We start from the raw sequence: 23,358 nt of genomic DNA on the forward strand, positions 1-23,358 counted from the left end.
CACCGCCTCAGGCGATCTCGTGGCTGCCGTCGAGCAATTCGCGCACGTCGAGGCCGAGCAGCGCGATATGATCCTTCACGCGCGGCCAGAAGCCGGTGAGGAACCGCTCGCGCTCCGCAATGCGCAGCCGTTCGACTGCCCCCGGCAGCACGAACATACCGACGCCGCGGCGTACCTCAACATAGCCGTCGTCCTGGAAACTCTGATAGGCTTTGGCCACCGTCAGCGGATTGGCACCATGTTCAGCGGCGAGCGCGCGCACCGAAGGAAGCTGGTCGCCGGCGCGATACTGGCCACGCAGAATCGCCGCAGCGATCGTTGCACGCAGCTTCAGATAAACCGGGCTGTCTTCATGCTCCAGGGCTGTCATGCTGGCATAATACAGCACATGTCCCTTGAGTCCAGACTCAGGGATTCCACTGAGACACGATTTGGGACAGTTCACCGCGCGGCCGCTCTTCCAGCGGCCGTGCCGGGGTACCGATGAAGACGAAGCCGGCAATCCGCTGCCCCTCGCCCCCGAACAGATCGCGTACCGCATCCGAATAGGCGGGCCAGCCGGTCAGCCAGCCGCCGGCAAAGCCCATAGCGTGGGCAGCGTGGAGCAGGTTCATGCACGCCGCACCGGCCGACAATTCCTGCTCCCACAGCGGAATCTTGTGCGGCTGGACGGGGGCGGAGAGCACCACCACCAAAGCCGGCGCCTGGGTGGCGAACTGGGCGGCAGCCTCTTCGTCGCGGGGTGTTGCGTCAGGGTTTTCGGCGCGCAGGATTTCCACGAGCTTCAGCGCCAGCGCCGGACGCGCTACGTCGGGCACGATTACGAAGCGCCACGGTGCGAGCTTGCCATGGTCGGGCGTGCGCGCGGCAATTGCCACCATCTGATCGAGCTGTTCCGGGCTCGGCCCCGGCGCCACCAGATCGCGCGGCTTGCCCGAACGGCGGGTCTGGAGGAGGCTGAGCGGAGTCGAGCGGTCGTTAAAGGTCATGGGCACCGGCCCTATCAACTGGTTACGATCGCAACAACCGCTCTTCACAGCGCCGCTTTCGCCGCTAGTCTGCCGCGCTTTGGCGGGCCGCACGGCCTGCAAGGCTAAAAAAGGGAATCATCGGGCGCATGGCGACACCGACGACGGGCGGGGGTGTACCCGCTACGGCAAAAACCTTGCTTGGGCACCCACGCGGGCTGTTCATGCTGTTCTTCGCGGAGATGTGGGAGCGCTTTTCCTATTACGGGATGCGGGCGATTCTGGTCTTCTATCTGACCAAGCATTTCCTGTTCACCGAAAGCCCTGCCTATGCGGTGTACGGCGCCTATACCTCGATGGTGTACATCACGCCCGTGGTCGGCGGTTATCTTGCCGACAAATATCTGGGCGCGCGCAAGGCCGTGCTGGCGGGCGGATTGTTCATTGCCGCCGGCCACCTGCTGATCGCGCTGGTCGAAGGCCCCAAGGGCGAACAGGCCGGCTATCTCCAGGGCTTCTATGCCGGCCTGGCCTTCATCATCGTCGGCACCGGCTTCCTGAAGGCCAATATTTCGGTGCTGGTCGGTCAGCTATATCCGCGCGACGACGCCCGGCGTGATGGCGCCTTCTCGATCTTTTACATGGGTATCAACCTGGGCGCCTTTATCGGCCCGATCCTGGTCGGCTATCTGGGCGAGCGGGTCGGCTGGTCCTGGGGCTTCGGTGCAGCGGGCATCGGCATGCTGCTGGGGCTGGTGGTGTTCGTGCTGTTCCGCCGCGACCTGCACGAGGCGGGCGCACCGCCCGCGCCGGCGCTGCTCGCGGCAAGAACGCCAATCGGCCTTTCGCGCGAATGGCTGATCTATCTGGGCGCGCTCGCCACGGTCGGCGTGTCCTGGTTGCTGATCCGCGACGAAGGCCTTGTCGGCACGCTGTTGCTCGCCACGTTCGGCCTCACATTCCTGTACATCTTCTACCGGGCACTATTCACCCTGCCCAAGGTGGAACGCCATCGCATCTTCGGCGCGCTGTACCTGATTGTGCTTTGCCCGCTCTTCTGGGCCTTGTTCGAACAGGCCGGTTCGTCACTGAACGTATTCACCGACCAGCGCGTCGACCGCCATCTGTTCGGCTGGGAAATGCCGGCATCCTGGTTCCAGTCGGTCAACAGCTTCTGGATCATCACGCTGGCGCCGCTGTTCGGCATGATGTGGGTCTGGTTGGGCAAGCGCGGGCTGGAACCCAGCGCGCCGCTCAAATTCGCGCTTGGCCTAATTCAGGTCGGCCTCGGCTTCATCGTGCTGGTGCTGGGCGCGGACAAGGGTGGAGCGATGACGCCGATGCTGTTCGTCATCCTGCTCTATCTGCTCCATTCGACCGCCGAACTGTGCTTCTCGCCCGTCGGCCTTTCGAGCATGACGCGCCTTTCGACCGGGTCGATGGTCGGCCTGATGATGGGCACCTGGTTCCTGTCGACGGCGGCAGGCAATTTCCTGGCGGCCCGGATCGCCCAGGCAACCGGCGGGGAAGGCGCCGGTCCGGAACGGGTGCTCGATGTCTATTGGTCGATCGGCTGGTACATCATCGTCATCGGCGTGATCGCGGTGCCGATCAGCTGGTTGATCGCGCGGCTGATGCATCTGGACACGATCGGCAAGGATGAGACTGGCCACGCTCTGGCCGGCGAAGGGCAACTGGCCGAACCGGCGGCCCCGGGAACGCATCCGGACGCGGAACGCAAGTAACGCAGAAAACAGAAAAGGGGCGCCGCACCAAGGGATGCGACGCCCCTTTTCCTTTCGTCCGGCAGAGAGAGGGGGAGAGCCGGACGAGGGGGACTAGGCCGCCTGCGGCAACAGGATCTCCAGCGGTTCGCAATCATTGCCGGCCACGCCGAGGGCAGGCGCGGGTGCCGCGGCAGTCTGGCGACGCCAGGCGACGAACAGGGCAATCAGGGAAAACATCGCGGATATCGAGCCTTCTGGGCGGGGAACTGGCATGCTGCAGTGCAGCGACGCGGAGGCGCATCTGGTCGCTCGCGTCCGATCCCGCAACTGCAATGATTTCCGCGTACGATTGCAATTCGTGCAATCACATTGTCCGCCCGCAAAGCAAATCGGCCCGGTGTTTCCACCGGGCCGATGCAGCTTTACCAGATATGCACGCGCTGGTCGGGCGGCAGGTACAGCTTGTCGCCCGGCTGGATATTGAAGGCCTTGTACCAGGCATCGACATTGCGGACGACGCCGTTGACCCGGAACTTCGCCGGCGAGTGCGGATCGGTCAGCACCTGCTGGCGCAGTGCATCGTCGCGCACCTTGGCCTGCCAGGCCTGGGCATAAGCAAGGAAGAAGCGCTGATCGCCCGTCAGCCCGTCGATCACCTTGGCCTGACCATGTTTGGCCTGATAACGCTGATAGGCTGCATAGGCAGCCTCAACGCCGCCGAGATCGCCGATATTCTCGCCCAGCGTCAGCCCGCCTTGCACCTTCAGCCCCGGTACTGCCTCATAGCTGCTATACTGGTCGGCCAGCGCCTTGGTACGCGCTCCGAAATCGGCCTTGGCCTTGGGCGTCCACCAGTTTTCGAACTTGCCGGTCGGCCCGAACTGGCTGCCCTGATCGTCAAAGCCGTGGCCCATTTCATGGCCGATGATCGCGCCGATCGCGCCATAATTCACGGCCGGATCGGCATTGGGGTCGAAAAAGGGCGGCTGCAGGATCGCTGCCGGGAAGGTGATCTGGTTCGAGAGTGGATTGTAATAAGCGTTCACCGTCTGCGGCGTCATCGCCCACAGGCTGCGGTCAACCGGCTTGGGGAAACGCGACAGCTCGAGCTGATGCTCGAATTCGCCCGAACGCATAATGTTGCCGAGCAGATCGCCACGCTCCACCTGAAGCGTCGAATAGTCGATATATTTGTCCGGATGACCGATCCGCGGCTCGAATGCCGTCAGCTTGGCCAGGGCGCCCTTGCGGGTTTCGCCATCCATCCAGGTCGAAGCGGTAATCCGTTCACGATAGGCATCGCGCAGGTTCTCGACCAGCTCGGCCATCTGCTTCTCGGCTGCCGGCGGGTAATATTTGGACACATAGGCTCGACCCACGGCCTCGCCTAACGCGCCGTTGACCAGTTGCACGCCACGCTTCCAGCGATCGCGCTGCACCTGCACGCCCGAAAGTGTTTTTGCATAGAAATCGAACCGCGCGTCGTCGAAGACCTTAGGCAAATAGGTCGCATGATCGCTGACGAAGCGATAGGCGAGATAATCCTTCCAGGTCTGGAGCGGGGTTGCCGCGAACAGCTTGCCAAGCGCGGTGAGAGCCGTGTTCTGCGTCATCAGGATCTGCGGCGAGCTGTCGATCCCGGCTGTCTTGAGCATCAGCGCCCAGTCGAACTCGGGCGCCTTGGCAGTGAGACCGGCGATCGTCTGCGGATCGTTGAGCGCGGCGATGTTGCGGCTCTGCTCGGGCGACCATTGCACCTTGGCCATCGCGGTTTCCAGCGCGACGATGGCATCCGCCTTGGCGCTGGCGTCGGGGATGCCGGCCAGTTCCTGAATATGCTGCACATAGGCGCGATAGGCCTTCCGGAATGCCTCGAACTTTTCCCCGTCCTTCAGGAAATAGTCGCGCGGCATGCCCAGACCGCCCTGGCCGACCACCGCCGTATAGCGGGTCGGATCGGCAAGGCCGGGGCTCATCCCCACTTCGACCGGGGAGGCATAGCCGGTGCTGGCGAACAGCACCTGCAGCCCCGCCTTGTCCTGTACGCCGGCAATGCGGGCGAGATAAGGCTTCAGCGGTGCGGTACCGCGGGCCTCGATGCCCGCCACGTCCATCCAGCTCGCGTAGAAATCGCCGATCTGCTTGCCGCTGGCGCCATAGGCGGCGGGGTTCTTCGCCATCTCGTTCAAGAGGTCTCGGACATTCGCCTCCGCCTCGAGAACGAGCTGCACGCCATAGCCGGCCGAGGCGCGGTCGGGCGCGATTTCGGTCCGCGCATCCCAGCCGCCATTGACGAAGGTCCAGAAATCATCGCCCGGCTTTACCCCGGCCTTTTGCGCGGTCAGGTCGACGCCGAAAGCGCCATAGCGCGGCTTGCCCGTCTGGGCATGGGCCGATACCGACACCAGCGTGGCGCAAACGCCCGCCAGCAACAAAGAACGACGAAATCGCATGCGGATATCCCCCAAGACATGTGTATTAGTCGAGGATAACGCCGCCCGCCCGCCCGGGCAATGTTATTTTGTTGCGTGCGATACCAGGTGCGAGGCCTATCCTTCGATCACATGCGGCACGAACCGGGCGTGGTTGCCGGTGATCAGCCCGTCCTCGCGAATCCCCATGCCGGCCGGCGCGCCATCGACGATCCACGCCCCGATCACGGGATAACCCGCACCAAAATCGCGCAAGGGGTGGAAGCGCTGGTAGATCCAGCCCTGTTCGACATAGTCGCCATCGGTCTCGGCGATAATGATATCGCCGAACCGGATCGAGACATTCGCGCCTTCGCGTCCGAATAACGGCTTGGCCACCTGCTTGCCGCCGATCGGCCGGGTGCCCGCCTCGAGCAAATTGGGGTGGCCGGGAAACAGCTCCCACAGGATCGGGAGGATCGCCTTGTTGCTCCACATGGCCTTCCAGATCGGCTCGATCCAGCGCGTCGTGGCGAGGCTTTCGACCAGCATCGGCGCGAAATCCTCCGCGAGCAGCCATTCCCACGGATAGAGATGAAAGGCGGTATCGATCCGCCGGTCGGCCAGGTCGACGAAGCAGCGCTGTCCCTGGTCCCAGCCGATTGCCGCCATTTCGATCGCCTGCGTCGCCAGCCCGGCTTCTTCCGCCGTGTCGCGCAGATAGGCGATGGTGACGGCGTCCTCGCCCGCGACATCCGCCATATGGGCGAAATGCACTTGCGGCCCCGCCAGCAACGGCGCGATCGCCCGCCACTGGGCCACCAGCGCGTCGTGCAGGCTGTTATACTGGTCGAGTGCAGGACACAGCGCTTCCTTCCAGTCCCACTGGATCACCGCGGCTTCCAAAAGGCTCGTCGGCGTGTCGCAATTGAACTCGAACAGCTTGGGCGGGCCGTCGCCGGTATAGCCAAGATCGAACCGTCCGAAATTGAGCGCCGGCGGCTCCGCTTCCCACGCTGCCGCCACCGCGTCCCAGACGGGGCGCGGAATGCCCAGCTCGCCCAGCCGCCCCTCGGCAAGAATATGTTCGCCGGCGGCGAGGTAGAGCCGGTACAGCTCCGCCGTCGCCGCCTCGATTTCTGCCACTTCGGCCGGAGTGAAGCGATAGCAGGCGCTTTCGTCCCAATAGGGCCGATCGTCGACGCTGTGCCAGACGAGGCCGAGCGATTCGACCCGCGCCTGCCAGTCGGCGCGCGGCGTAACCGGCGTGAGCTGCATCAGCCGCCCCTGCTGCCGAAGAAAGCGCCGATCCGCCCGAAGCCGCCCCGCGTCACGCCTTCGGGAGTCGTGTAGCGGACACCCGCCGCAGCCTGGTTCGACCCGCCGAACGCCGGCTGCCCGATCGCGGGAATATGGGCACCGCGGCCGACATAATAATAATGCGCGCCGCCCCAATAGGAGGAATGGTTGCAATTCGCGTCGTCGATCCGCCGACCGCTCAAATCGGTGCAATAGCGCACCGGCTGATCGGCGACATCGCTGCGGCCACAGCCGGCCGCCAGCAACGCCACCGACGTGGCGACGGTAATTCGCAACCGGCTGAAATCAGGCGCTTTCCGCATCCTACCCCCTGTCGCAACCGCTGCACGGGCAGTTGCACCGGACATATCATAGCGGGTACGCTGGCGCCTGTCGCGAAGAACCGGACACGCCCTTACGACGTAAAACTGCGGCTTACCCAGTTTATTGCTCCTGCGAACAAATTGCAAAAATAATCTGCACGCTACACCGAATCCCGGGTTGCAGCCGCGCTATTATGGGCCTATCCCGCCTCCGCTTTCGCGGCGCGCGCCTCGTGCGGCCGCTTTGCTTGGACGAACCAAGGAGATTCCATGGCCCGCAAGAAGATCGCGCTGATCGGCTCTGGCATGATCGGCGGCACCCTCGCGCACCTCGCCGCGATGAAGGAACTGGGCGACATCGTCCTGTTCGACATCGCCGAAGGTACGCCGCAGGGCAAGGCGCTCGACATCGCTCAGTCGGGTCCGGTCGAAGGCTTCGACGCCAACCTCAAGGGCGCGAACAGCTATGAGGACATTGCCGGCGCCGACGTCTGCATCGTCACCGCTGGCGTGCCCCGCAAGCCGGGCATGAGCCGCGACGACCTGCTGGGCATCAACCTGAAGGTCATGAAGGCCGTGGGTGAAGGCATTGCCGCCCACGCGCCGGACGCCTTCGTGATCTGCATCACCAACCCGCTCGACGCGATGGTTTGGGCGCTGCGCGAATTCTCGGGCCTGCCGCACCAGAAGGTGGTCGGCATGGCCGGCGTGCTCGACTCGGCACGCTTCCGCCACTTCCTCGCCGAAGAATTCAAGGTTTCGGTCGAAGACGTCACGGCCTTCGTGCTCGGCGGCCACGGCGACACCATGGTCCCGGTGATCGAATATTCGACCGTTGCCGGCATCCCGGTGCCCGACCTTATCAAGATGGGCTGGTCGACTCAGGAGCGCATCGACGCCATCGTCGCCCGGACCCGTTCGGGCGGCGGCGAGATCGTCGGCCTGCTCAAGACCGGCTCGGCCTTCTATGCCCCGGCCACCAGCGCGATCGCGATGGCCGAGAGCTATCTGAAGGACAAGAAGCGCCTGCTGCCCTGTGCCGCGCACCTGACCGGCCAATATGGCGTCGACAACATGTATGTCGGCGTGCCGATCGTGATCGGCGCCGAGGGCGTCGAGCGCATCGTCGAGATCGAGCTGAACGCTGCTGCGAAGCAGAATTTCGACGTCTCGGTCGACGCGGTCAAGGAACTGGTCGCTGCATGCAAGTCGATCGACTCCTCGCTCGGCTGATCCTCCCGGCGCTGCTCGTCGCGCCGGCAGCCGCTTCCGCCCAGGAAGCGGTTGCCGTTGCGCCGACGGAGCCGGTCGAGCTGTTCCGTGCGGTGTGCATGGGCGGCAGCGCGAAGCTGTCGCGCGGCATGGCCGAACCGGCCAGCTTCGCCACGCTGCCCCCGGCAGCCCAGCGAACCGTCGGCAAGGCCGGCGCTGCAGATGCGGCGGACGCGCTGAAGGCGCCGGTGCCGGCACCAGCGGCGGTGCCCAACAGCATCTACCGCATCGCCGGCGGCAATATCTATCTGTTCGTACCCAAGGCCGGCACCGTCGCCGGCCCCATCGCCGATTCCTGCCTCGTCCTGTGGCTGGGCTCCGGCGACGATTATTTGACAGCACGCAAGATCGTGCTGCCGGGCGAAGACAAGGTGCCGCTCTACGCGCTGCCCGCGTCCAAGGCCGACGGCGCTACCTTCGTCGCCTCGCCTACCGGAGCGACGCAATTCTCGCTTGCCACCTATGGCGGCTGGATTGCGCTGCGCTCCTACACCCCAGCCCCTCCCAGCGACCCGAAAAAGGCGAACTGAATGAGCATCCTCGTCGACAAGAACACCAAGGTCATCGTCCAGGGGATGACCGGTGCCACCGGCACCTTCCACACCGAACAGGCGCTTGCCTATGGCACGCAGATGGTCGGCGGCGTCACCCCCGGCAAGGGCGGTTCGACGCATATCGGCCTGCCCGTGTTCGACACGGTCGCCGAGGCCAAGTCGAAGACCGGCGCCGATGCCAGCGTCATCTATGTGCCGCCGCCCTTCGCGGCTGACTCGATCCTCGAGGCGATCGACGCCGAAGTGCCGCTGATCGTGTGCATCACCGAAGGCATTCCGGTGCTCGACATGGTCAAGGTGAAGCGCGCCCTTTCCGGCTCCAAGTCGCGGCTGATCGGCCCGAACTGCCCGGGCGTGCTGACGCCGGGCGAATGCAAGATCGGCATCATGCCGGGCTCGATCTTCTCCAAGGGTTCGGTGGGTGTCGTGTCGCGCTCGGGCACCCTGACCTATGAAGCGGTGTTCCAGACCACCAATGCCGGTCTGGGCCAGACCACCGCAGTCGGCATCGGCGGCGACCCCGTCAACGGCACCAACTTCATCGACGTGCTCGAGCTGTTCCTGGCCGACGAAGCCACCCAGTCGATCATCATGATCGGCGAGATCGGAGGCTCGGCGGAAGAAGAAGCCGCGCAATTCCTGATCGACGAGGCCAAGCGTGGCCGCAAGAAGCCGATGGCCGGTTTCATTGCGGGTCGCACCGCGCCTCCGGGCCGCCGCATGGGCCATGCCGGCGCGATCGTTTCGGGCGGCCAGGGCGGCGCCGAAGACAAGATCGCGGCGATGGAAGCCGCCGGCATCCGTGTCTCCCCCAGCCCCTCGCTGCTCGGCGAGACGCTGATGGAAGTGCTCAAGGGCTAAACTGCAACGGGAGCGCTCCTATATAGGTGGGATGGGAGCGCTAACACGAACGGAACTGTGATCATGGGCTATGAAGGCCTCGACTTCGACGACATCGCTGGCGGCGTAAGCCCCGCCTTCGTCGAGACTCTGTACCGGCGCTACAAGAGCGATCCGGCATCGGTCGAACCAAGCTGGCGCGCCTGGTTCGAGGGCCTCGAAAACACGGCCTCCGGCCCCAGCTGGCAGCGTCCGAACTGGCCACTGACCGAGACCGACGCACTGACCGCCGGTCTCGACCCCACCCAGATGGAGCCGGCGCCGAAGCCCGCCAAAGGCGGCGCCCCGGCCAAGCCGGCGGCGCCCGCCGCCTCGACGGCGGACATCGCCAAGGCAGCCGAAGATTCGATCCGCGCGATGATGCTGATCCGCACCTATCGGGTGCGCGGGCATCTGGCCGCCAATCTCGATCCGCTCGGCCTCGCCCGCCAGAACCTGCCCGCCGACCTGACGCCGGAATATCACGGCTTCTCGGGTGCCGATCTCGACCGTCCGATTTATCTGGGCGGCGCGCTGGGTCTGCAACAGGCGACGGTGCGCGAGATCGTCGCGATTCTGCAGGCCAATTACTGCGGCAATGTCGGCCTCGAATACATGCACATCGCGGACGTGGAGGAGCGGCGCTTCCTCCAGGACCGGATGGAAGGCAAGGACAAGGCAATCACCTTCACGGCCGATGGTAAGAAGGCCATCCTGTCCAAGGTGATCGAAGCCGAGCAGTGGGAAAAGTTCCTCGGCAAGAAATATGTCGGCACCAAGCGGTTCGGCCTCGACGGCGGCGAATCGATGATCCCGGCAATGGAAGCGATCATCAAGTACGGCGGCCAGCAGGGCGTCCGCGAGATCGTGTACGGCATGGCCCATCGCGGCCGTCTGAACATGCTCGCCAACGTGATGGCGAAGCCGTTCCGCGTGATCTTCCACGAATTCGGCGGCGGCTCGGCCAACCCCGAGGACGTCGGCGGTTCGGGCGACGTGAAATACCATCTCGGCACGTCGACCGACCGTGAGTTCGACGGCATCAGCGTCCATATGTCGCTGGTTGCCAATCCCTCGCACCTTGAGGCCGCAGATCCGGTCGTGCTCGGCAAGGCGCGCGCGCTGCAGACGATCCGTGGCGACCTGGAAAAGCACGATCAGGTCCTGCCGGTGCTGATCCACGGCGACGCGGCGTTCGCGGGCCAGGGCATTGTGTGGGAGACGCTCGGCTTCTCCGGCATCCGCGGCTATAATACCGGCGGTTGCATCCATTTCGTCATCAACAACCAGGTCGGCTTTACGACGAGCCCGCAATTCGCGCGTTCCTCGCCCTATCCGTCGGATGTCGCGAAGGGCGTCCAGGCACCGATCATCCATGTCAACGGCGACGACCCCGAAGCCGTGACCTTCGCGTGCAAGGTGGCGATCGAGTTCCGCCAGGCCTTCCACCGCGACATCGTGATCGACATGTGGTGCTATCGCCGCTTCGGCCACAATGAAGGCGACGAGCCCGGCTTCACGCAGCCGCTGATGTACCAGAAGATCCGCCAGCACCCCGGTGTCAGCAGCATCTATGGTCAGAAGCTGATCGCCGAAGGCGTGGTCGATCAGGGTTTCATCGACGAGAAGACCCACCAGTTCAACACGCTCCTCGAAGGCGAGTTCGAGGCGGGCAAGACCTATCTGCCAAACAAGGCGGACTGGTTCGCCGGCCGCTGGTCCGGCCTCGGCGCGCCGGTGGACGCCGAAAGCGCTCGCCGCAATGTCGAAACCGGCATCGAGAAGAAGCTGTTCGACAGCCTCGGCCGCACCCTGACCACGGTCCCCGAGGGCCTCGAGATCCACAAGACCCTTGGTCGCGTGCTCGACGCCAAGCGCGAGATGTTCAAGTCCGGCGCCAATTTCGACTGGGCGACCGGCGAGGCGCTTGCCTTCGGCTCGCTGCTCTCGGAAGGCTATACCGTGCGCCTGTCCGGCCAGGATTCGGGCCGCGGCACCTTCTCGCAACGCCATGCCGTCTGGGTCGACCAGAAGACCGAAGCCAAATATGTGCCGCTCACCACGGTGCCGCATGGCAGCTTCGAGGTGCTCGACTCGCCGCTCAGCGAATATGGCGTGCTTGGCTTCGAATATGGCTATGCGCTTGCCGATCCGAAAGCGCTGGTGCTGTGGGAAGCACAGTTCGGCGACTTCGTGAACGGCGCGCAGATCATGATCGACCAGTTCATCGCGTCGGGCGAGGCCAAGTGGCTCCGCGCCAATGGCCTGGTGATGCTGCTGCCGCACGGTTATGAGGGCCAGGGCCCCGAGCACAGCTCGGCGCGTCCGGAGCGGTTCCTGCAGCTGTGCGCGCAGGACAATATGCAGGTGGTGAACATCACCACGCCGGCCAATTACTTCCACCTGCTGCGCCGGCAGATGCACCGCAACTTCCGCAAGCCGCTGATCCAGTTCACGCCCAAGTCGCTGCTTCGCCACAAGCTGGCGGTCTCCAGCGCCGAGGAGTTCCTGGGCGACAGCCACTTCAAGCGGATCCTGTCGGACCCCAACGCACCGGCGGACACCGACGTGAAGCGCCTCGTGCTCTGCACCGGCAAGGTCTCGTACGACCTGATGGAAGCGCGCGACGCGGCCGGCGACAAGAACACGGCGATCGTCCGGATCGAGCAGCTCTACCCGTTCCCGGGCGAGCCGCTGACCGAGCGACTGAAGCGCATGACCAACCTCGAAGAGGTGGTGTGGGCGCAGGAAGAGCCGAAAAACAACGGCTACTGGTTCTTTGTCGAGCCGCTGATCGAGCAATGCCTGATCGATGCGCGCGTCAAGCCGCAGCGTCCGCGCTATGCCGGTCGGGCCGCGGCGGCATCGCCCGCCACCGGCCTGATGAAGCGCCACACCGCAGAGCAGGGCGCGCTCGTTGCCGACGCGCTCGGCCATAATGTCCGCGAAGAAATCCGTCGCACCCGGAAAGGTTGAGAATGGCCACCGAAGTCAAAGTCCCCACGCTGGGCGAGTCGATCACCGAAGCAACCGTCGGTGAATGGCTGAAGAATCCGGGCGATCCGGTCCGTGCCGACGAACCGATCGCCAGCCTTGAGACCGACAAGGTCTCGGTCGAAGTCCCCTCGCCGGTCGCCGGCGTGATGGGCGAGCAGATCGTCAAGGTCGGTGACACCGTCGAAGTCGGTGCCGTGATCGCGATCATCGCTGGCGAAGGCGCTGCGGCCGCCCCGGCTGCCGCGCCTGCCACGGCCGCTCCGGCCCCTGCCCCGGCGCCCGCCGCCGATGCGGCTGCGCTGTCGCCGTCGGTGCGCCGTGCGGTGCTGGAAACGGGTGTCGATCCCTCGACCGTGCAGGGCACCGGCAAGGACGGTCGCCTGACCAAGGACGACGTTATCGCGGCCGCCAGCGCCAAGCCCGCCGCCAGCCCGGCGCAGGACACTGCCCCGGTCGCTGCGCCCGCCGCCACCGGCGGTCGCAAGGAAGAGCGCGTGCGGATGACCCGCCTGCGCCAGACCGTCGCCAAGCGCCTGAAGGAAGCCCAGAACACCGCCGCGATGCTCACCACGTTCAACGACGTGGACATGAGCGCGGTTATCGAGGCACGCGCCAAGTACAAGGATCTGTTCGAAAAGAAGCACGGCGTTCGCCTGGGCTTCATGGGCTTCTTCGTGAAGGCCGCCTGCATGGCGCTGAAGGACATCCCCGGCGTCAACGGCTCGATCGAAGGCGATGAGATCGTCTATCACGATTATTGCGACATCTCGGTCGCGGTCTCGGCCCCGCAGGGCCTGGTCGTGCCGGTGATCCGCGATGCGCAGGACCTGTCGGTCGCCGGCATCGAAAAAACGATCGGCGACTTCGGCAAGCGCGCCAAGGACGGCACGCTGAAGATGGATGAAATGAAGGGTGGCACCTTCACCATTTCGAACGGCGGCGTGTTCGGCTCGCTGATGTCGACGCCGATCATCAACCCGCCGCAGTCGGCCGTGCTGGGCCTGCACCGCATCGAGGACCGCCCGGTTGTGCGTAACGGCCAGGTCGTCGTCCGCCCGATGATGTATCTGGCGCTCAGCTACGACCACCGCCTGATCGACGGCCGCGAAGCCGTTACGTTCCTCGTCGCGATCAAGAATGCGATCGAGGATCCGACCCGGCTGTTGATCGACCTGTAATTCCCTTGCGCCCCCGCCCGAAGCGGGGGCGCAACGCCCTTTTGGGCCAACCCCTGCGCTCCCGCCGATGCCGGAGCACGCGTGGAGCATAAAATGGCTGAATATGATTTCGATGTCCTGGTGATCGGTGCCGGCCCCGGCGGCTATGTCGCTGCGATCCGTGCCGCGCAGCTGGGCCTCAAGACCGCCTGCGCAGAGAGCCGGGAGACGCTGGGGGGGACTTGCCTCAACGTCGGCTGCATTCCTTCCAAGGCGATGCTCCATGCGTCCGAATATTTCGACGCCGCCGCCAATGGCGCGATGGCGAAGCTGGGCGTCAAGGTGACGCCGGAGCTCGACCTCGACACCATGCACGGCCAGCGCCGCGACGCGGTGAAGCAGCTCACCGGCGGCATCGAATTCCTGTTCAAGAAGAACAAGGTCACCTGGCTGAAGGGCCGCGCCAGCTTCGAGGACGCGCACACCGTCTCGGTCGGCGACCAGAAGGTCACGGCCAAGAACATCGTCATCGCCACCGGCTCGTCGGTCACCCCGCTGCCGGGCGTGACGATCGACCAGAAGGTCGTCGTGGATTCGACCGGCGCGCTCGAGCTGCCCAAGGTGCCGGAGCACATGGTCGTGATCGGCGGCGGCGTGATCGGGCTTGAGCTGGGCAGCGTGTGGCGCCGTCTGGGCGCCAAGGTCACCTGCGTCGAATATCTCGACCAGATCCTGCCCGGCATGGACGGCGACGTCCGCAAGGAAGCCAACAAGATCTTCAAGAAGCAGGGCATCGAGTTCAAGCTGGGCACCAAGGTGACCGGCGTGGCGGTGAACGGCGACAAGGCCACCCTCACCCTCGAGCCCGCCGCGGGCGGCGCTGCCGAGACGCTGGAAGCCGATTGCGTGCTGGTGTCGATCGGCCGCCGTCCGAACACCGACGGGCTGGCGCTCGACAAGATCGGCCTCGCCACCAACCAGCGCGGCCAGATCGAGACCGACCACAGCTTCCGCACCAAGGTCGATGGCGTGTGGGCGATCGGCGACGTGATCCCCGGCCCGATGCTCGCCCACAAGGCCGAGGACGAAGGCATTGCGGTTGCCGAGAACATCGCCGGCCAGACCGGCATCGTGAACCACGACGTGATCCCCAGCGTCGTCTATACTTGGCCTGAAATCGCCGGCGTCGGCCTGACCGAGGAAGCGGCCAAGGCGCGCGGCGAAGTGAAGGTCGGCAAGTTCCCGATGCTCGCCAACAGCCGCGCCAAGACCAACCATGAACCCGACGGCTTCGTGAAGATCATCGCCGATGCGAAGAGCGACCGCGTGCTCGGCGTGTGGGTGATCGCCAGCGTCGCCGGCACGATGATCGCCCAGGCCGCGCAGGCAATGGAGTTCGGCGCGACCAGCGAGGACATCGCCTATACCTGCCACGCGCACCCGACGCATTCCGAAGCGATCAAGGAAGCGGCAATGGGCGTGCGGGGCAAGCCGATCCATATCTGAGGGTAAGTCACCCTCCTGCAGGCGCAGGAGGGGGATCGCATTGGGCAAATAGGATCGATTCCCCTCCCTGAAAGGGAGGGGCAGGGGTGGGTCCGCCGCCCGCGGGCGGCGGGACTCGCTGACAATTTGGGGAAGATTCTTTGGAGCGCGCAGACGCGCGTACCCACCCCCAGCCCCTCCCTTTCCGGGAGGGGAGCAAAAGGGACAGTTTCGAACCCTACCCCCGCAATCCCCGCGCCACACGCGCCACCGCCGCCGTCAGCACTGCCGCCACCATCGGCGCCAGCCACAGCGCGCTCCAGCCCCAGCGATATTGCGCCGATGCGCCCGATACCGCGCCGGCGAGGAAACCCAGCCACAGCGCGAGGAACGGCACCCAGCCGAACGGCTCGCGGTCGCCCATCAGCGCGGCGCCGAGCTTCTGGCCCATCTTCACCAGCGATCCGGTCATATAGGTCACGCCGATCGTGACTTCGCCGTCACGGTGGAACACGCCGTTTTCGGTGCCCATCGCCGCCGCAAGCAGCAACAGCACCTGCGGCCCCGGTGCGATGCTGGCGACGATCGCCGCGAGCAGCAGCAACAGCGTTACCACGGTCATCACGGCAGCCTGGTGACCCACCGGCCGCGCGCGGACGATCACGCTCGACAGGATCACGCCGGCTACGAAACTCATCACCAGCGCCGCCGCCATGGCCGCATCGCCCGGCACATAGGCACCCAGCCCGACGCCGAGCCGGGTCGAGTTGCCGCTCATGAACGACGCGAAGAAGCCGCCGAAACAGGTATAGGCAAGCGCATCGACGAACCCGGCGAGCGCCGCGAGACAGACCGCCATTACAATCAGCGGAGATTCCGTACGTTGCATGACCCGCTATTTGCCCCAGCAGCGCGCGTATCGCCAGACCCCGTTTGACTTGTCGCGATGCGGCGCGCCAAAGACGGGTCATGCCCGTTCCCGTCCCACAGATCGGACCGATCCTGCCCTGGCTCGACCTGTTCGGCATCGCCGTGTTCGCCGCCACCGGCGCGCTGGCGGCCACACGGCGCGATCAGACGATGGTGACGGCAACCTTCTTCGCGCTGATCACCGGCGTCGGCGGCGGCACGGTGCGCGACCTGCTGATCGGCGCACCGGTCTTCTGGGTGCACGACGCCACGGTCGCCAGCCTGTGCCTGGCGATGGCGCTGATCGTCTGGTTCACGCCACAGCATTGGTGGAATGACCGGACCTTTGCCTGGCTGGATGCGCTGGGGCTTGCCGCCTATGCCGCGTTCGGCGCGGCCAAGGCATTCGGCTATGGCATACCGCCGGTGCCGGCCGCGGTGATGGGCGTGGTGACGGCGTGCGTCGGCGGCATCATCCGCGACGTGCTGGCCGGCGAGCCTTCGATCCTGATGCGGCCGGAGCTCTATGTGACGGCAGCTGCGCTCGCCTCCTCGGTCTATGTCGCGCTCAGCCTGCTGGGCATGCCGCCCCTCGCCGCCGGCCTCGCCGCCGCAGCGGCCGGCTTCGCGCTGCGGGCGGCGGCGATCATCTGGAAGCTGGGTCTGCCTGCCTATCGCGGCGGGCGCTAGAGCGTTTTCACCATGGGCGAAAACGCTCCAAATATTTGGTTGCCACATTTTCCGAGTCGTTGACCGTACACGGTCAACTTGAAAATGCTCTAGCGCGCGGCGCTCAGGCCGCCTGCAACGTGAAGCTGCCCCGCACGCCCTCCGCCTGCGCCGATGGCGCCACCCAGATATCGAACTGCCCCGGCTCGACCGTGCGACGATTGGCGAGGCCGAAAAATTCCAGATCGGCGCGGCGCAGCGTGAACTGCACCACGCGGCTCTCGCCCGGGGCCAGCGGCACTTTGGCGAACGCCTTGAGCTGGCGCACCGGCCGGGTGACGCTCGCCACCCGGTCGTGAATGTAGAGCTGGGCCACTTCCTCGGCGGCGCGGCTGCCATGGTTGGTCAGCGTGGCACTGACGGTCAGCGTGCCGTCCCATGCCATCGCCGGGGCGAGCTTCAGGTCGCTATAGGCGATCCGGCCATAGGTAAGGCCGTGGCCGAACGGGAACAGCGCTTCGTTGGGCAGGCCGCGATAATGCGTCTTGAACGATTCGAGCGGTCCGTCGCCGTTCGGGCGGCCGGTCGGCTTGTGGTCATAGTGGTACGGCTCCTGCCCCCCCGCGAACGGAAAGCTGACCGGCAGACGGCCGCCCGGCCCCTGCACGCCGTAGAGAATGTCGGCAATCGCGTTGCCGGTCTCCGAGCCGAGCTGCCAGGTGACGAGCAGCGCCGCCGCATCGCGGATCGCGCCTTCCAGCGCCATCGCGCGGCCGTTCTTCAGCACCACCACCATCGGCTTGCCGGTGGCAGCGAGCGCTTCCGCCAGCGCCTGTTGCGCATCGGAAATGGTGATTTCGGTGCGCGACTGCGCCTCGCCGGACCAGTCCTGCGGCTCGCCGACCGCCAGCACGACGACATCGGCAGCGCGCGCCGCCGCGACGGCCGCTTCGATTCCGCCGGGGATCGCGGCATCCGGCTTGCAGCCTTCCACCACCGTTACTTGTCCGCCGGCCGCCTTCATGCCGGTGTCGAGCGCCACAGCCTGCGCATCGTCGCCATAGACGCACCAGCCGCCGATCAGGTCGTGCTGGCCGGTCGCAAACGGCCCGACCAGCGCCACCCTTGCCGATTTCGCCAGGGGCAGCAGATCGCCCTGGTTGCGCAGCATCACGATCGACTTGCGCGCTGCCTCGCGTGCCAGCGCGATCGACGCCGGCTTGCGGGAGCGGGCCTTTTCACGCGCCGGATCGATGCGGCGAAACGGATTGTCGAACAGCCCGAGCATCGCCTTCATCGCCAGCACGCGGCGGACCGAACGATCGACCAGCGCCTCAGGCACCGTACCGGAACGGACGAGCTCTGGCAGGTGGAGCATGTAGAGATTGCTCTCCATGCTCATGTCGACGCCGGCGATCAGCGCCAGACGCGCCGCGTCGCGCCCATCGGCGGCGACGCCGTGGGCGATCAGTTCCTGGTCGCCGGTATAGTCAGACACCACAACGCCGGGGAATTTCCACTCGCCGCGCAGCACGTCGGTCAGCAGCCAGTGGTTCGCTGTCGAGGGCATGCCGGAAATTTCGTTGAACGATGCCATGGTGGTGCCGCACCCGGCGTCGAACGCCGCCTGAAAGGGCGGGAAATAGGTTTCGCGCAGCGTCCGCTCCGACATGTCGACGCTGTTGTAATCGAGCCCCGCCTCGACCGCGCCATAGCCCGCGAAATGCTTGGCACAGGCCATCATCGCATCGTCTGCGGCGAGATCCTTGCCCTGGAAACCGCGCACGCGCGCAGCGGCGAACAGCCGGCCGAGCAGCACATCCTCACCCGCGCCCTCCATCGCGCGCCCCCAGCGCTGGTCGTGCGCGATGTCGACCATCGGCGAGAAGGTCCAGTCGATACCCGCGCCCGCCCCTTCATAGGCCGCGATGCGCGCCGTACGTTCGGCCAGTTCGGGCTCGAAACTAGCCACTTCGCCGGTCGGGCTGGGGAAGATGGTACGATGGCCATGGACGACATCGGCAGCGAACAGCAGCGGAATCTTCAGCCGCGATCGCGTCATCACCGCCTGCTGCATGCGCTGCGCCATCACCGCGCCATTGCCGTTGAACACGCCGGTCAGCCGTCCGGCGACTGCGTCCTCGATCTGCTTGTCGAAATTGCCCGAAGACGGCGGATTGAACCCGGCGGCACGGTCGCCGCCCCAGGCCGAGGCACGCAGCGTCAACTGCCCGGCCTTTTCCTCCAGCGTCATCCGCGCCAGCAGCGCGTCGATCATCGCAGCGTGACGCGGGCTGAGCGCCGTATGTGCCTGCGCCAGCGCGGCCCGCAACGGGCTGGCCGCCCAGGCGCTGGCAAGGCCCAGCGCCGTGATCGCGCCGCGCCGCGAAATCGTGGAAATCGCCATTCCCCATCTCTCCCGTTGCCAACCGGCGCGGCGCATGACCATGCCCGCAGCAGAACAGTTGACCGATTCTTGTAACCGGTTACTTATTGACTCGTCGCAATGTTGGCAATCCTCGGCAGCGCGCCTAGAAATGGCTCGAACTGCCTGCGTGGGAGGGGAAAAGAGTTGAGCCGATCGACGGCCACCATTCGCGATGTCGCCCGGATATCCGGCCTGTCGGTGGCGTCGGTCTCGCGCGTCCTCAACGGTCATCCCAGCGTCAAGGCAGAGACGCGCGAGAAGGTCGTCACGGCGATGCGCGATCTGCGCTACACGCCCCATGCCGGCGCGCGCAGCCTCAGCACCGCGCGCAGCCATGCCCTGGGCGTGGTGCTGCCGGGCATCTATGGCGAATTCTTCAGCGAACTGGTGCGCGGCATGGAAGCGGCGGCGCGCGAGCAGGGTTATGTGCTGCTGCTGTCCAGCATGCTCGCCGATCCGGTGCTGGCACGCCAGGCGCTGGCGGCAATGCGCGGGCGCGTCGACGGGCTGATCGTGATGGCGCCGCAGCTCGATGCCGCAGAACGCGAATCCACCCTGCCACAGGCGCTGCCGACGGTGCTGATCAACAGCCCGGAGACCGACGACCATTTCGCCCTGCGGGTCGATAACCGCGGCGGCATCGGCGCGGTGGTCCGGCATCTGCTGGCAAGCGGGCGGCGCGCGATCGTCCATCTGGGCGGAGACCCGGCCAATATCGACGCGCGCGAGCGTGCGGAGGGCTATCGCGCCGCCATGACCGAACTGGCGCCGGCCCTGCCCCAGCGCGTGCTGGATGGCGATTTCAGGGAGGAAACCGGCATGGCCCTGACGCGCGGTTTGCTGGCCGAAGGCGCCCCGCTCGACGCGATCGTCGCCGGCAACGACATGATGGCGCTGGGTGCGATGCAGGCACTGCGCGAAGCAGGGCTCGCGGTACCCGGTCAGGTGGCCGTCACCGGCTTTGACGACGTGCCGCTCGCGCGCTTCGCCGACCTTACCACCGTGCGGATCGACATCGCGGCGATGGGCTCGCGCGCTGTCGAGGCGCTGGTGGCGCAGATCGATGCGGATCATGCACCCGCTATTGCCACCGAACTTTGTGAAACGCGGTTGATCGAACGGGGAACCAGCCAGACCGCGCGTTGAGGAGAGTGGAATGTCCGAAGGAATCAACCGGCGCGCCGCCCTGTGCGCCGCAGGGAGCAGTGTTGCCGGCGCGATCGGCGCGATGGCGCTGCCGGCAGTCGCCGCCCCCGCCGCCCGGCCGGTGCTTCCCGCCTTTTTCGACGATCTGGAGCACCGCACCTTCCGCTTCTTCTGGGAACGGACCAATGCGGCCAACGGCATGGTGCCGGATCGGTGGCCGACGCCTTCCTTCTGCTCGATCGCGGCCGTGGGGTTCGCGCTGACGGCCTATCCGCTGGGCGTGGAGCGCGGCTGGATCAGCCGTGCCGCCGCACGCGACCGCACCGTCACCACGCTGCGTTTCCTCAGCGGCCTGCCGATGAGCGACGCGCGCGAAGGCGTGGCCGGGCATCGCGGCTTCTTCTACCACTTTCTCGATATGCAGACCGGGCTGCGCTATGGGGGCTGCGAGCTGTCGACCGTCGACACGTCGCTGTTCCATATGGGCGCGCTGTTCGCGGCGGGCTGGTTTGACCGCGCCGATCCGGTCGAAGCCGAAATCCGCCACCTTGCCTATGATCTGGTCGAGCGCGCCGAATGGGACTGGTTCCAGCAGGAACGCACGCCGATTTCGATGGGCTGGCATCCCGAAAAGGGGTTCATCGACCGCCCGTGGGACGGGTATAACGAGGGCAAGCTGGTCTATCTGCTGGCGCTCGGCTCGACGCGCCATGCCGCGCGCGACGACAGCTGGCAGGCCTGGTGTGCGCCCTATCCGCGCTTCTGGCGCGGCGGAGGGGCCACAAGGCGCCTGGCCTTCGCGCCGCTGTTCGGCCACCAATATACCGAGGCCTGGGTCGATTTCCGCGGCATCTACGACGCGCCGATGCGTGCGGCGGGGTTCGACTATTTCGAGAACAGCCGTCGCGAGACCTTCGCCAACCGCGCCTATTGCATCCGCAACCCGATGGGCTGGTCGGGCTATGGCCGCGACATCTGGGGCCTGACGGCGTGCGACGGGCCGGGCAATTTCCCGGCGCCCGGCCACGGCGCCGATGCCGCCTATCGCGGCTATAGCGCGCGCGGCCCGATCGACGAACCCGACGGCTTTGACGACGGCACGCTTGCGCCCACCGCAGCGCTGGGCTCGCTCGCCTTCGCGCCGGAAATCGCCATTCCGGCCGGGCTGGCGCTCCATCGCCGCGCCAGGGCTGACCCGCGCCTCTATGGCGACTATGGCTTCCGCGATTCGTTCAACCCGAGCTTCCGCGACACGCGTGTGAAGCTCGACACCGGCAGCATCGATGCCACGCATGGCTGGGTCGCGACCGACTGGCTGGGGATCGACCAGGGCCCGATCCTGATGGCGATCGCCAATTATCGCAGCGAGGCGGTGTGGCGCGTGATGCGCCGTTCGCCGCCGATTTTGCGGGGGCTGCGTCGCGCGGGCTTCAGCGGCGGCTGGCTCGACCGCGCGCCGGCCTGAGCGAGATTGGGAAACCCGGCCCGCGGGGGGCGCGGGCCGGGTCCGTTCGGGCGGCAGGGGCCGCCCTCCACCATGGCGCCGGGGGACACCGTGGTGAATCCGTGTCGGGCGGCTACCCCTCGGCGCGTGCTGCGCAGTGGCGGGCGATGAACGCCTCGTGCGGCGGCATCAGCCCGACATTGGCCTCGATCACCTTTTCGACATGGCCAACCAGCCCGAGCATGTCCTCGTCACGCACCCAGTTGACCGCCGGGTGATAGGCGCGCGGCTCGATGCCCTGGCCCAGCATCACCTGCACCCAGCTCGTCAGGCCGAACATCTCGGTGCCGTTGCGGAAAAACTGCCCGTTGGCGCGGAACAGGTCGATATAGGCGCGCAGGCTGTCGGGGATGTCCATGGTGCGCACATGGTTCCAGAATTCGGAATCGTCGCGGGTGGTGGCGCAATAATGCAGGATGATGAAGTCGCGGATGCGCTCATATTCGAACTGCGCCTGTTCGTTATAGGTGTTGCGCAGCGCCTCGTCGCACGCCGTATCGGGGAACAGCGCCATCAGCCGGTTGATGCCCGACTGAATCAGGAAGATCGCGGTCGATTCCAGCGGCTCGATAAAGCCGCCGGCAAGGCCGATCGCGACGACATTCTTGTCCCACAATTTGTGCCGCTTGCCGGTAGTGAAACGGATCAGCCGGGGATCGCCGAGCGGCTTGCCGTCCAGATTGGCGAGCAGGAACGCGGCGGCCTCGTCATCGCTGATGGCGTTGCTGGCATAGACATAGCCGTTGCCGGTGCGGTGCTGCAGCGGAATGCGCCACTGCCAGCCGGCCGACCGCGCCGTGGAGCGCGTATAGGGCGTCGGCGGCCCGACCTTTTCGCACGGCACCGCCAGCGCCCGGTCGCAGGGCAGCCAGAGCGTCCAGTCCTCGAAGCCGACCCCCAGCGCATCGCCGATCAGCAACGAACGAAAGCCGGTGCAATCAATGAACAGGTCGGCCGCAACGGCGGCGCCGCTTTCCAGCGTCACGCTGTCGACGAACCCGGTCTCGCCGTTGCGGTTGACCGAAACCACCTTGCCTTCGATCCGCGTCACCCCCTGCGCTTCGGCACGGCGGCGCAGAAAGGCGGCATAGCGCACTGCGTCGAAATGATAGGCATAGGCGATTTCGGCGAGCGGCGAATTGGGCGGCGCATCGCCGGGCGGCACCATGAACTTGCCGAGCGGTGCAGCCACCGTGTTGAGCGAATAGGCGCTGATGTCTTTCGCCTTGCCCGCCGCGCGCGCCTTCAGCCAATATTGGTGGAACGGCATCAAGCCCAGATCGCGCCCGATCGTGCCGAAGCCATGGACATAGCTGTCGCCGATCTTGCCCCAGTCGTTGAACTGGATGCCCAGCTTGAACGTGCCCTGCGTCTGGCGGACGAATTCCGCCTCGTTGATTTCCAGCAGGCGATTGAAGGCGGACAAATGCGGCACGGTCGCCTCACCCACGCCGATCAGGCCGATCTCTTCGGATTCGACAAGCGTGACGCGGATGCTGCGGCCAAAGGACTTCGAAATGGCTGCGGCTGCCATCCAGCCGGCAGACCCTCCGCCGATGACCGCAATGCTGCGGATCGGTGCGCTGGTCGATTGCTGCGCCATCATACCCCCGAGGTAAAAGACACGCCG

General features: G+C 65.9%; 19 protein-coding genes. 10 read left to right on the top strand and 9 right to left on the bottom strand.

Annotated features, from left to right (window positions below):
* Positions 1-7: 7 nt before the first annotated feature.
* Both ACT53M_RS08150 and ACT53M_RS08155 read right to left on the bottom strand, forming a co-directional pair.
* A complete protein-coding gene (locus tag ACT53M_RS08150; RefSeq protein ID WP_476232614.1) occupies positions 8-370 on the bottom strand; it encodes a GntR family transcriptional regulator in 363 nt (120 codons plus the stop codon).
* Positions 371-407: 37 nt separating this feature from the next.
* On the bottom strand, positions 408-989 hold the full coding sequence (locus ACT53M_RS08155) for a nitroreductase family protein (RefSeq protein WP_476232615.1): 582 nt from the start codon (positions 987-989) through the stop codon (positions 408-410).
* A gap of 128 nt (positions 990-1,117) precedes the next feature.
* Here ACT53M_RS08155 and ACT53M_RS08160 point away from each other — a divergent pair, with 128 nt between their 5' ends.
* Positions 1,118-2,713, top strand: a complete 1,596-nt coding sequence (locus ACT53M_RS08160; protein WP_476232616.1) for a peptide MFS transporter — start codon at positions 1,118-1,120, stop codon at positions 2,711-2,713.
* A gap of 93 nt (positions 2,714-2,806) precedes the next feature.
* On the opposite strand, the gene ACT53M_RS08165 is transcribed toward ACT53M_RS08160, so the two are convergent.
* The 4 genes from ACT53M_RS08165 to ACT53M_RS08180 all read right to left on the bottom strand — a co-directional run bounded on the left by ACT53M_RS08165 (position 2,807) and on the right by ACT53M_RS08180 (position 6,728).
* Complete coding sequence (locus ACT53M_RS08165) at positions 2,807-2,932, bottom strand: hypothetical protein (RefSeq protein ID WP_476228561.1); 126 nt, start codon at positions 2,930-2,932, stop codon at positions 2,807-2,809.
* A gap of 185 nt (positions 2,933-3,117) precedes the next feature.
* On the bottom strand, positions 3,118-5,148 hold the full coding sequence (locus ACT53M_RS08170; protein WP_476232618.1) for a M13 family metallopeptidase: 2,031 nt from the start codon (positions 5,146-5,148) through the stop codon (positions 3,118-3,120).
* Between the two features lie 96 nt (positions 5,149-5,244).
* Positions 5,245-6,384: a glutathionylspermidine synthase family protein gene (locus ACT53M_RS08175; protein WP_476232619.1), complete on the bottom strand. Its 1,140-nt coding sequence runs from the start codon at positions 6,382-6,384 to the stop codon at positions 5,245-5,247.
* Complete coding sequence (locus ACT53M_RS08180) at positions 6,384-6,728, bottom strand: hypothetical protein (protein WP_476232621.1); 345 nt, start codon at positions 6,726-6,728, stop codon at positions 6,384-6,386. Before ACT53M_RS08180 ends, ACT53M_RS08175 begins: the two co-directional genes overlap by 1 nt.
* A 270-nt stretch (positions 6,729-6,998) precedes the next feature.
* Here ACT53M_RS08180 and mdh point away from each other — a divergent pair, with 270 nt between their 5' ends.
* The 6 genes from mdh (at position 6,999) to lpdA (ending at position 15,093) form a co-directional block, all read left to right on the top strand.
* Positions 6,999-7,961: a malate dehydrogenase gene (gene mdh / locus ACT53M_RS08185; RefSeq protein ID WP_476228557.1), complete on the top strand. Its 963-nt coding sequence runs from the start codon at positions 6,999-7,001 to the stop codon at positions 7,959-7,961.
* Complete coding sequence (locus ACT53M_RS08190; RefSeq protein WP_476232622.1) at positions 7,931-8,530, top strand: hypothetical protein; 600 nt, start codon at positions 7,931-7,933, stop codon at positions 8,528-8,530. The genes mdh and ACT53M_RS08190 overlap by 31 nt, the downstream gene beginning before the upstream one ends.
* The gene (gene sucD, locus ACT53M_RS08195; protein ID WP_476232624.1) at positions 8,531-9,415 is read left to right on the top strand and encodes a succinate--CoA ligase subunit alpha; all 885 of its coding nucleotides are present in this window, start codon (positions 8,531-8,533) and stop codon (positions 9,413-9,415) included.
* 63 nt (positions 9,416-9,478) lie between these two features.
* Positions 9,479-12,409 (top strand): 2-oxoglutarate dehydrogenase E1 component, encoded by a 2,931-nt coding sequence (locus ACT53M_RS08200; RefSeq protein ID WP_476232625.1) that lies wholly within the window; start codon positions 9,479-9,481, stop codon positions 12,407-12,409.
* Between the two features lie 2 nt (positions 12,410-12,411).
* Positions 12,412-13,608 carry a 2-oxoglutarate dehydrogenase complex dihydrolipoyllysine-residue succinyltransferase gene (odhB, locus tag ACT53M_RS08205; RefSeq protein ID WP_476232626.1) on the top strand — a complete coding sequence of 399 codons (1,197 nt, stop codon included), beginning with the start codon at positions 12,412-12,414 and terminating at the stop codon, positions 13,606-13,608.
* A 93-nt stretch (positions 13,609-13,701) separates the two neighbouring features.
* On the top strand, positions 13,702-15,093 hold the full coding sequence (lpdA, locus tag ACT53M_RS08210) for a dihydrolipoyl dehydrogenase (RefSeq protein ID WP_476232628.1): 1,392 nt from the start codon (positions 13,702-13,704) through the stop codon (positions 15,091-15,093).
* A gap of 217 nt (positions 15,094-15,310) precedes the next feature.
* On the opposite strand, the gene ACT53M_RS08215 is transcribed toward lpdA, so the two are convergent.
* Entirely contained in the window at positions 15,311-15,961 is a 651-nt protein-coding gene (locus ACT53M_RS08215; protein ID WP_476232629.1) for a YoaK family protein, read from the bottom strand.
* Between the two features lie 80 nt (positions 15,962-16,041).
* Here ACT53M_RS08215 and ACT53M_RS08220 point away from each other — a divergent pair, with 80 nt between their 5' ends.
* Entirely contained in the window at positions 16,042-16,671 is a 630-nt protein-coding gene (locus ACT53M_RS08220) for a trimeric intracellular cation channel family protein (RefSeq protein WP_476232630.1), read from the top strand.
* A 103-nt stretch (positions 16,672-16,774) separates the two neighbouring features.
* On the opposite strand, the gene ACT53M_RS08225 is transcribed toward ACT53M_RS08220, so the two are convergent.
* The gene (locus ACT53M_RS08225; RefSeq protein ID WP_476232632.1) at positions 16,775-19,057 is read right to left on the bottom strand and encodes a glycoside hydrolase family 3 N-terminal domain-containing protein; all 2,283 of its coding nucleotides are present in this window, start codon (positions 19,055-19,057) and stop codon (positions 16,775-16,777) included.
* Positions 19,058-19,222: 165 nt separating this feature from the next.
* On the opposite strand from ACT53M_RS08225, the gene ACT53M_RS08230 reads away from it, so the two are divergent.
* Both ACT53M_RS08230 and ACT53M_RS08235 read left to right on the top strand, forming a co-directional pair.
* A complete protein-coding gene (locus ACT53M_RS08230) occupies positions 19,223-20,224 on the top strand; it encodes a LacI family DNA-binding transcriptional regulator (protein ID WP_476232633.1) in 1,002 nt (333 codons plus the stop codon).
* A 10-nt stretch (positions 20,225-20,234) separates the two neighbouring features.
* Positions 20,235-21,689, top strand: a complete 1,455-nt coding sequence (locus ACT53M_RS08235) for a glucoamylase family protein (RefSeq protein WP_476232634.1) — start codon at positions 20,235-20,237, stop codon at positions 21,687-21,689.
* A 112-nt stretch (positions 21,690-21,801) separates the two neighbouring features.
* Here ACT53M_RS08235 and ACT53M_RS08240 read toward each other — a convergent pair whose 3' ends face one another.
* A complete protein-coding gene (locus ACT53M_RS08240; RefSeq protein WP_476232635.1) occupies positions 21,802-23,334 on the bottom strand; it encodes a tryptophan halogenase family protein in 1,533 nt (510 codons plus the stop codon).
* Positions 23,335-23,358: the final 24 nt, after the last annotated feature.

The sequence above is a fragment of the Sphingomonas sp. DMC6 genome, from assembly GCF_056314225.1.

What these genes read in the sequence shown, in the direction of transcription:
- ACT53M_RS08175 (WP_476232619.1), bottom strand. Translation starts at nt 6,384, where the DNA reads ATGCAGCTCACGCCGGTTACGCCGCGCGCCGACTGGCAGGCGCGGGTC.
- ACT53M_RS08190 (WP_476232622.1), top strand. Translation starts at nt 7,931, where the DNA reads ATGCAAGTCGATCGACTCCTCGCTCGGCTGATCCTCCCGGCGCTGCTC.
- ACT53M_RS08170 (WP_476232618.1), bottom strand. Translation starts at nt 5,148, where the DNA reads ATGCGATTTCGTCGTTCTTTGTTGCTGGCGGGCGTTTGCGCCACGCTG.
- ACT53M_RS08160 (WP_476232616.1), top strand. Translation starts at nt 1,118, where the DNA reads ATGGCGACACCGACGACGGGCGGGGGTGTACCCGCTACGGCAAAAACC.
- ACT53M_RS08235 (WP_476232634.1), top strand. Translation starts at nt 20,235, where the DNA reads ATGTCCGAAGGAATCAACCGGCGCGCCGCCCTGTGCGCCGCAGGGAGC.
- ACT53M_RS08220 (WP_476232630.1), top strand. Translation starts at nt 16,042, where the DNA reads ATGCCCGTTCCCGTCCCACAGATCGGACCGATCCTGCCCTGGCTCGAC.
- mdh (WP_476228557.1), top strand. Translation starts at nt 6,999, where the DNA reads ATGGCCCGCAAGAAGATCGCGCTGATCGGCTCTGGCATGATCGGCGGC.
- sucD (WP_476232624.1), top strand. Translation starts at nt 8,531, where the DNA reads ATGAGCATCCTCGTCGACAAGAACACCAAGGTCATCGTCCAGGGGATG.
- lpdA (WP_476232628.1), top strand. Translation starts at nt 13,702, where the DNA reads ATGGCTGAATATGATTTCGATGTCCTGGTGATCGGTGCCGGCCCCGGC.
- ACT53M_RS08240 (WP_476232635.1), bottom strand. Translation starts at nt 23,334, where the DNA reads ATGATGGCGCAGCAATCGACCAGCGCACCGATCCGCAGCATTGCGGTC.
- ACT53M_RS08225 (WP_476232632.1), bottom strand. Translation starts at nt 19,057, where the DNA reads ATGGCGATTTCCACGATTTCGCGGCGCGGCGCGATCACGGCGCTGGGC.
- odhB (WP_476232626.1), top strand. Translation starts at nt 12,412, where the DNA reads ATGGCCACCGAAGTCAAAGTCCCCACGCTGGGCGAGTCGATCACCGAA.
- ACT53M_RS08180 (WP_476232621.1), bottom strand. Translation starts at nt 6,728, where the DNA reads ATGCGGAAAGCGCCTGATTTCAGCCGGTTGCGAATTACCGTCGCCACG.
- ACT53M_RS08165 (WP_476228561.1), bottom strand. Translation starts at nt 2,932, where the DNA reads ATGTTTTCCCTGATTGCCCTGTTCGTCGCCTGGCGTCGCCAGACTGCC.
- ACT53M_RS08150 (WP_476232614.1), bottom strand. Translation starts at nt 370, where the DNA reads ATGACAGCCCTGGAGCATGAAGACAGCCCGGTTTATCTGAAGCTGCGT.
- ACT53M_RS08200 (WP_476232625.1), top strand. Translation starts at nt 9,479, where the DNA reads ATGGGCTATGAAGGCCTCGACTTCGACGACATCGCTGGCGGCGTAAGC.
- ACT53M_RS08215 (WP_476232629.1), bottom strand. Translation starts at nt 15,961, where the DNA reads ATGCAACGTACGGAATCTCCGCTGATTGTAATGGCGGTCTGTCTCGCG.
- ACT53M_RS08155 (WP_476232615.1), bottom strand. Translation starts at nt 989, where the DNA reads ATGACCTTTAACGACCGCTCGACTCCGCTCAGCCTCCTCCAGACCCGC.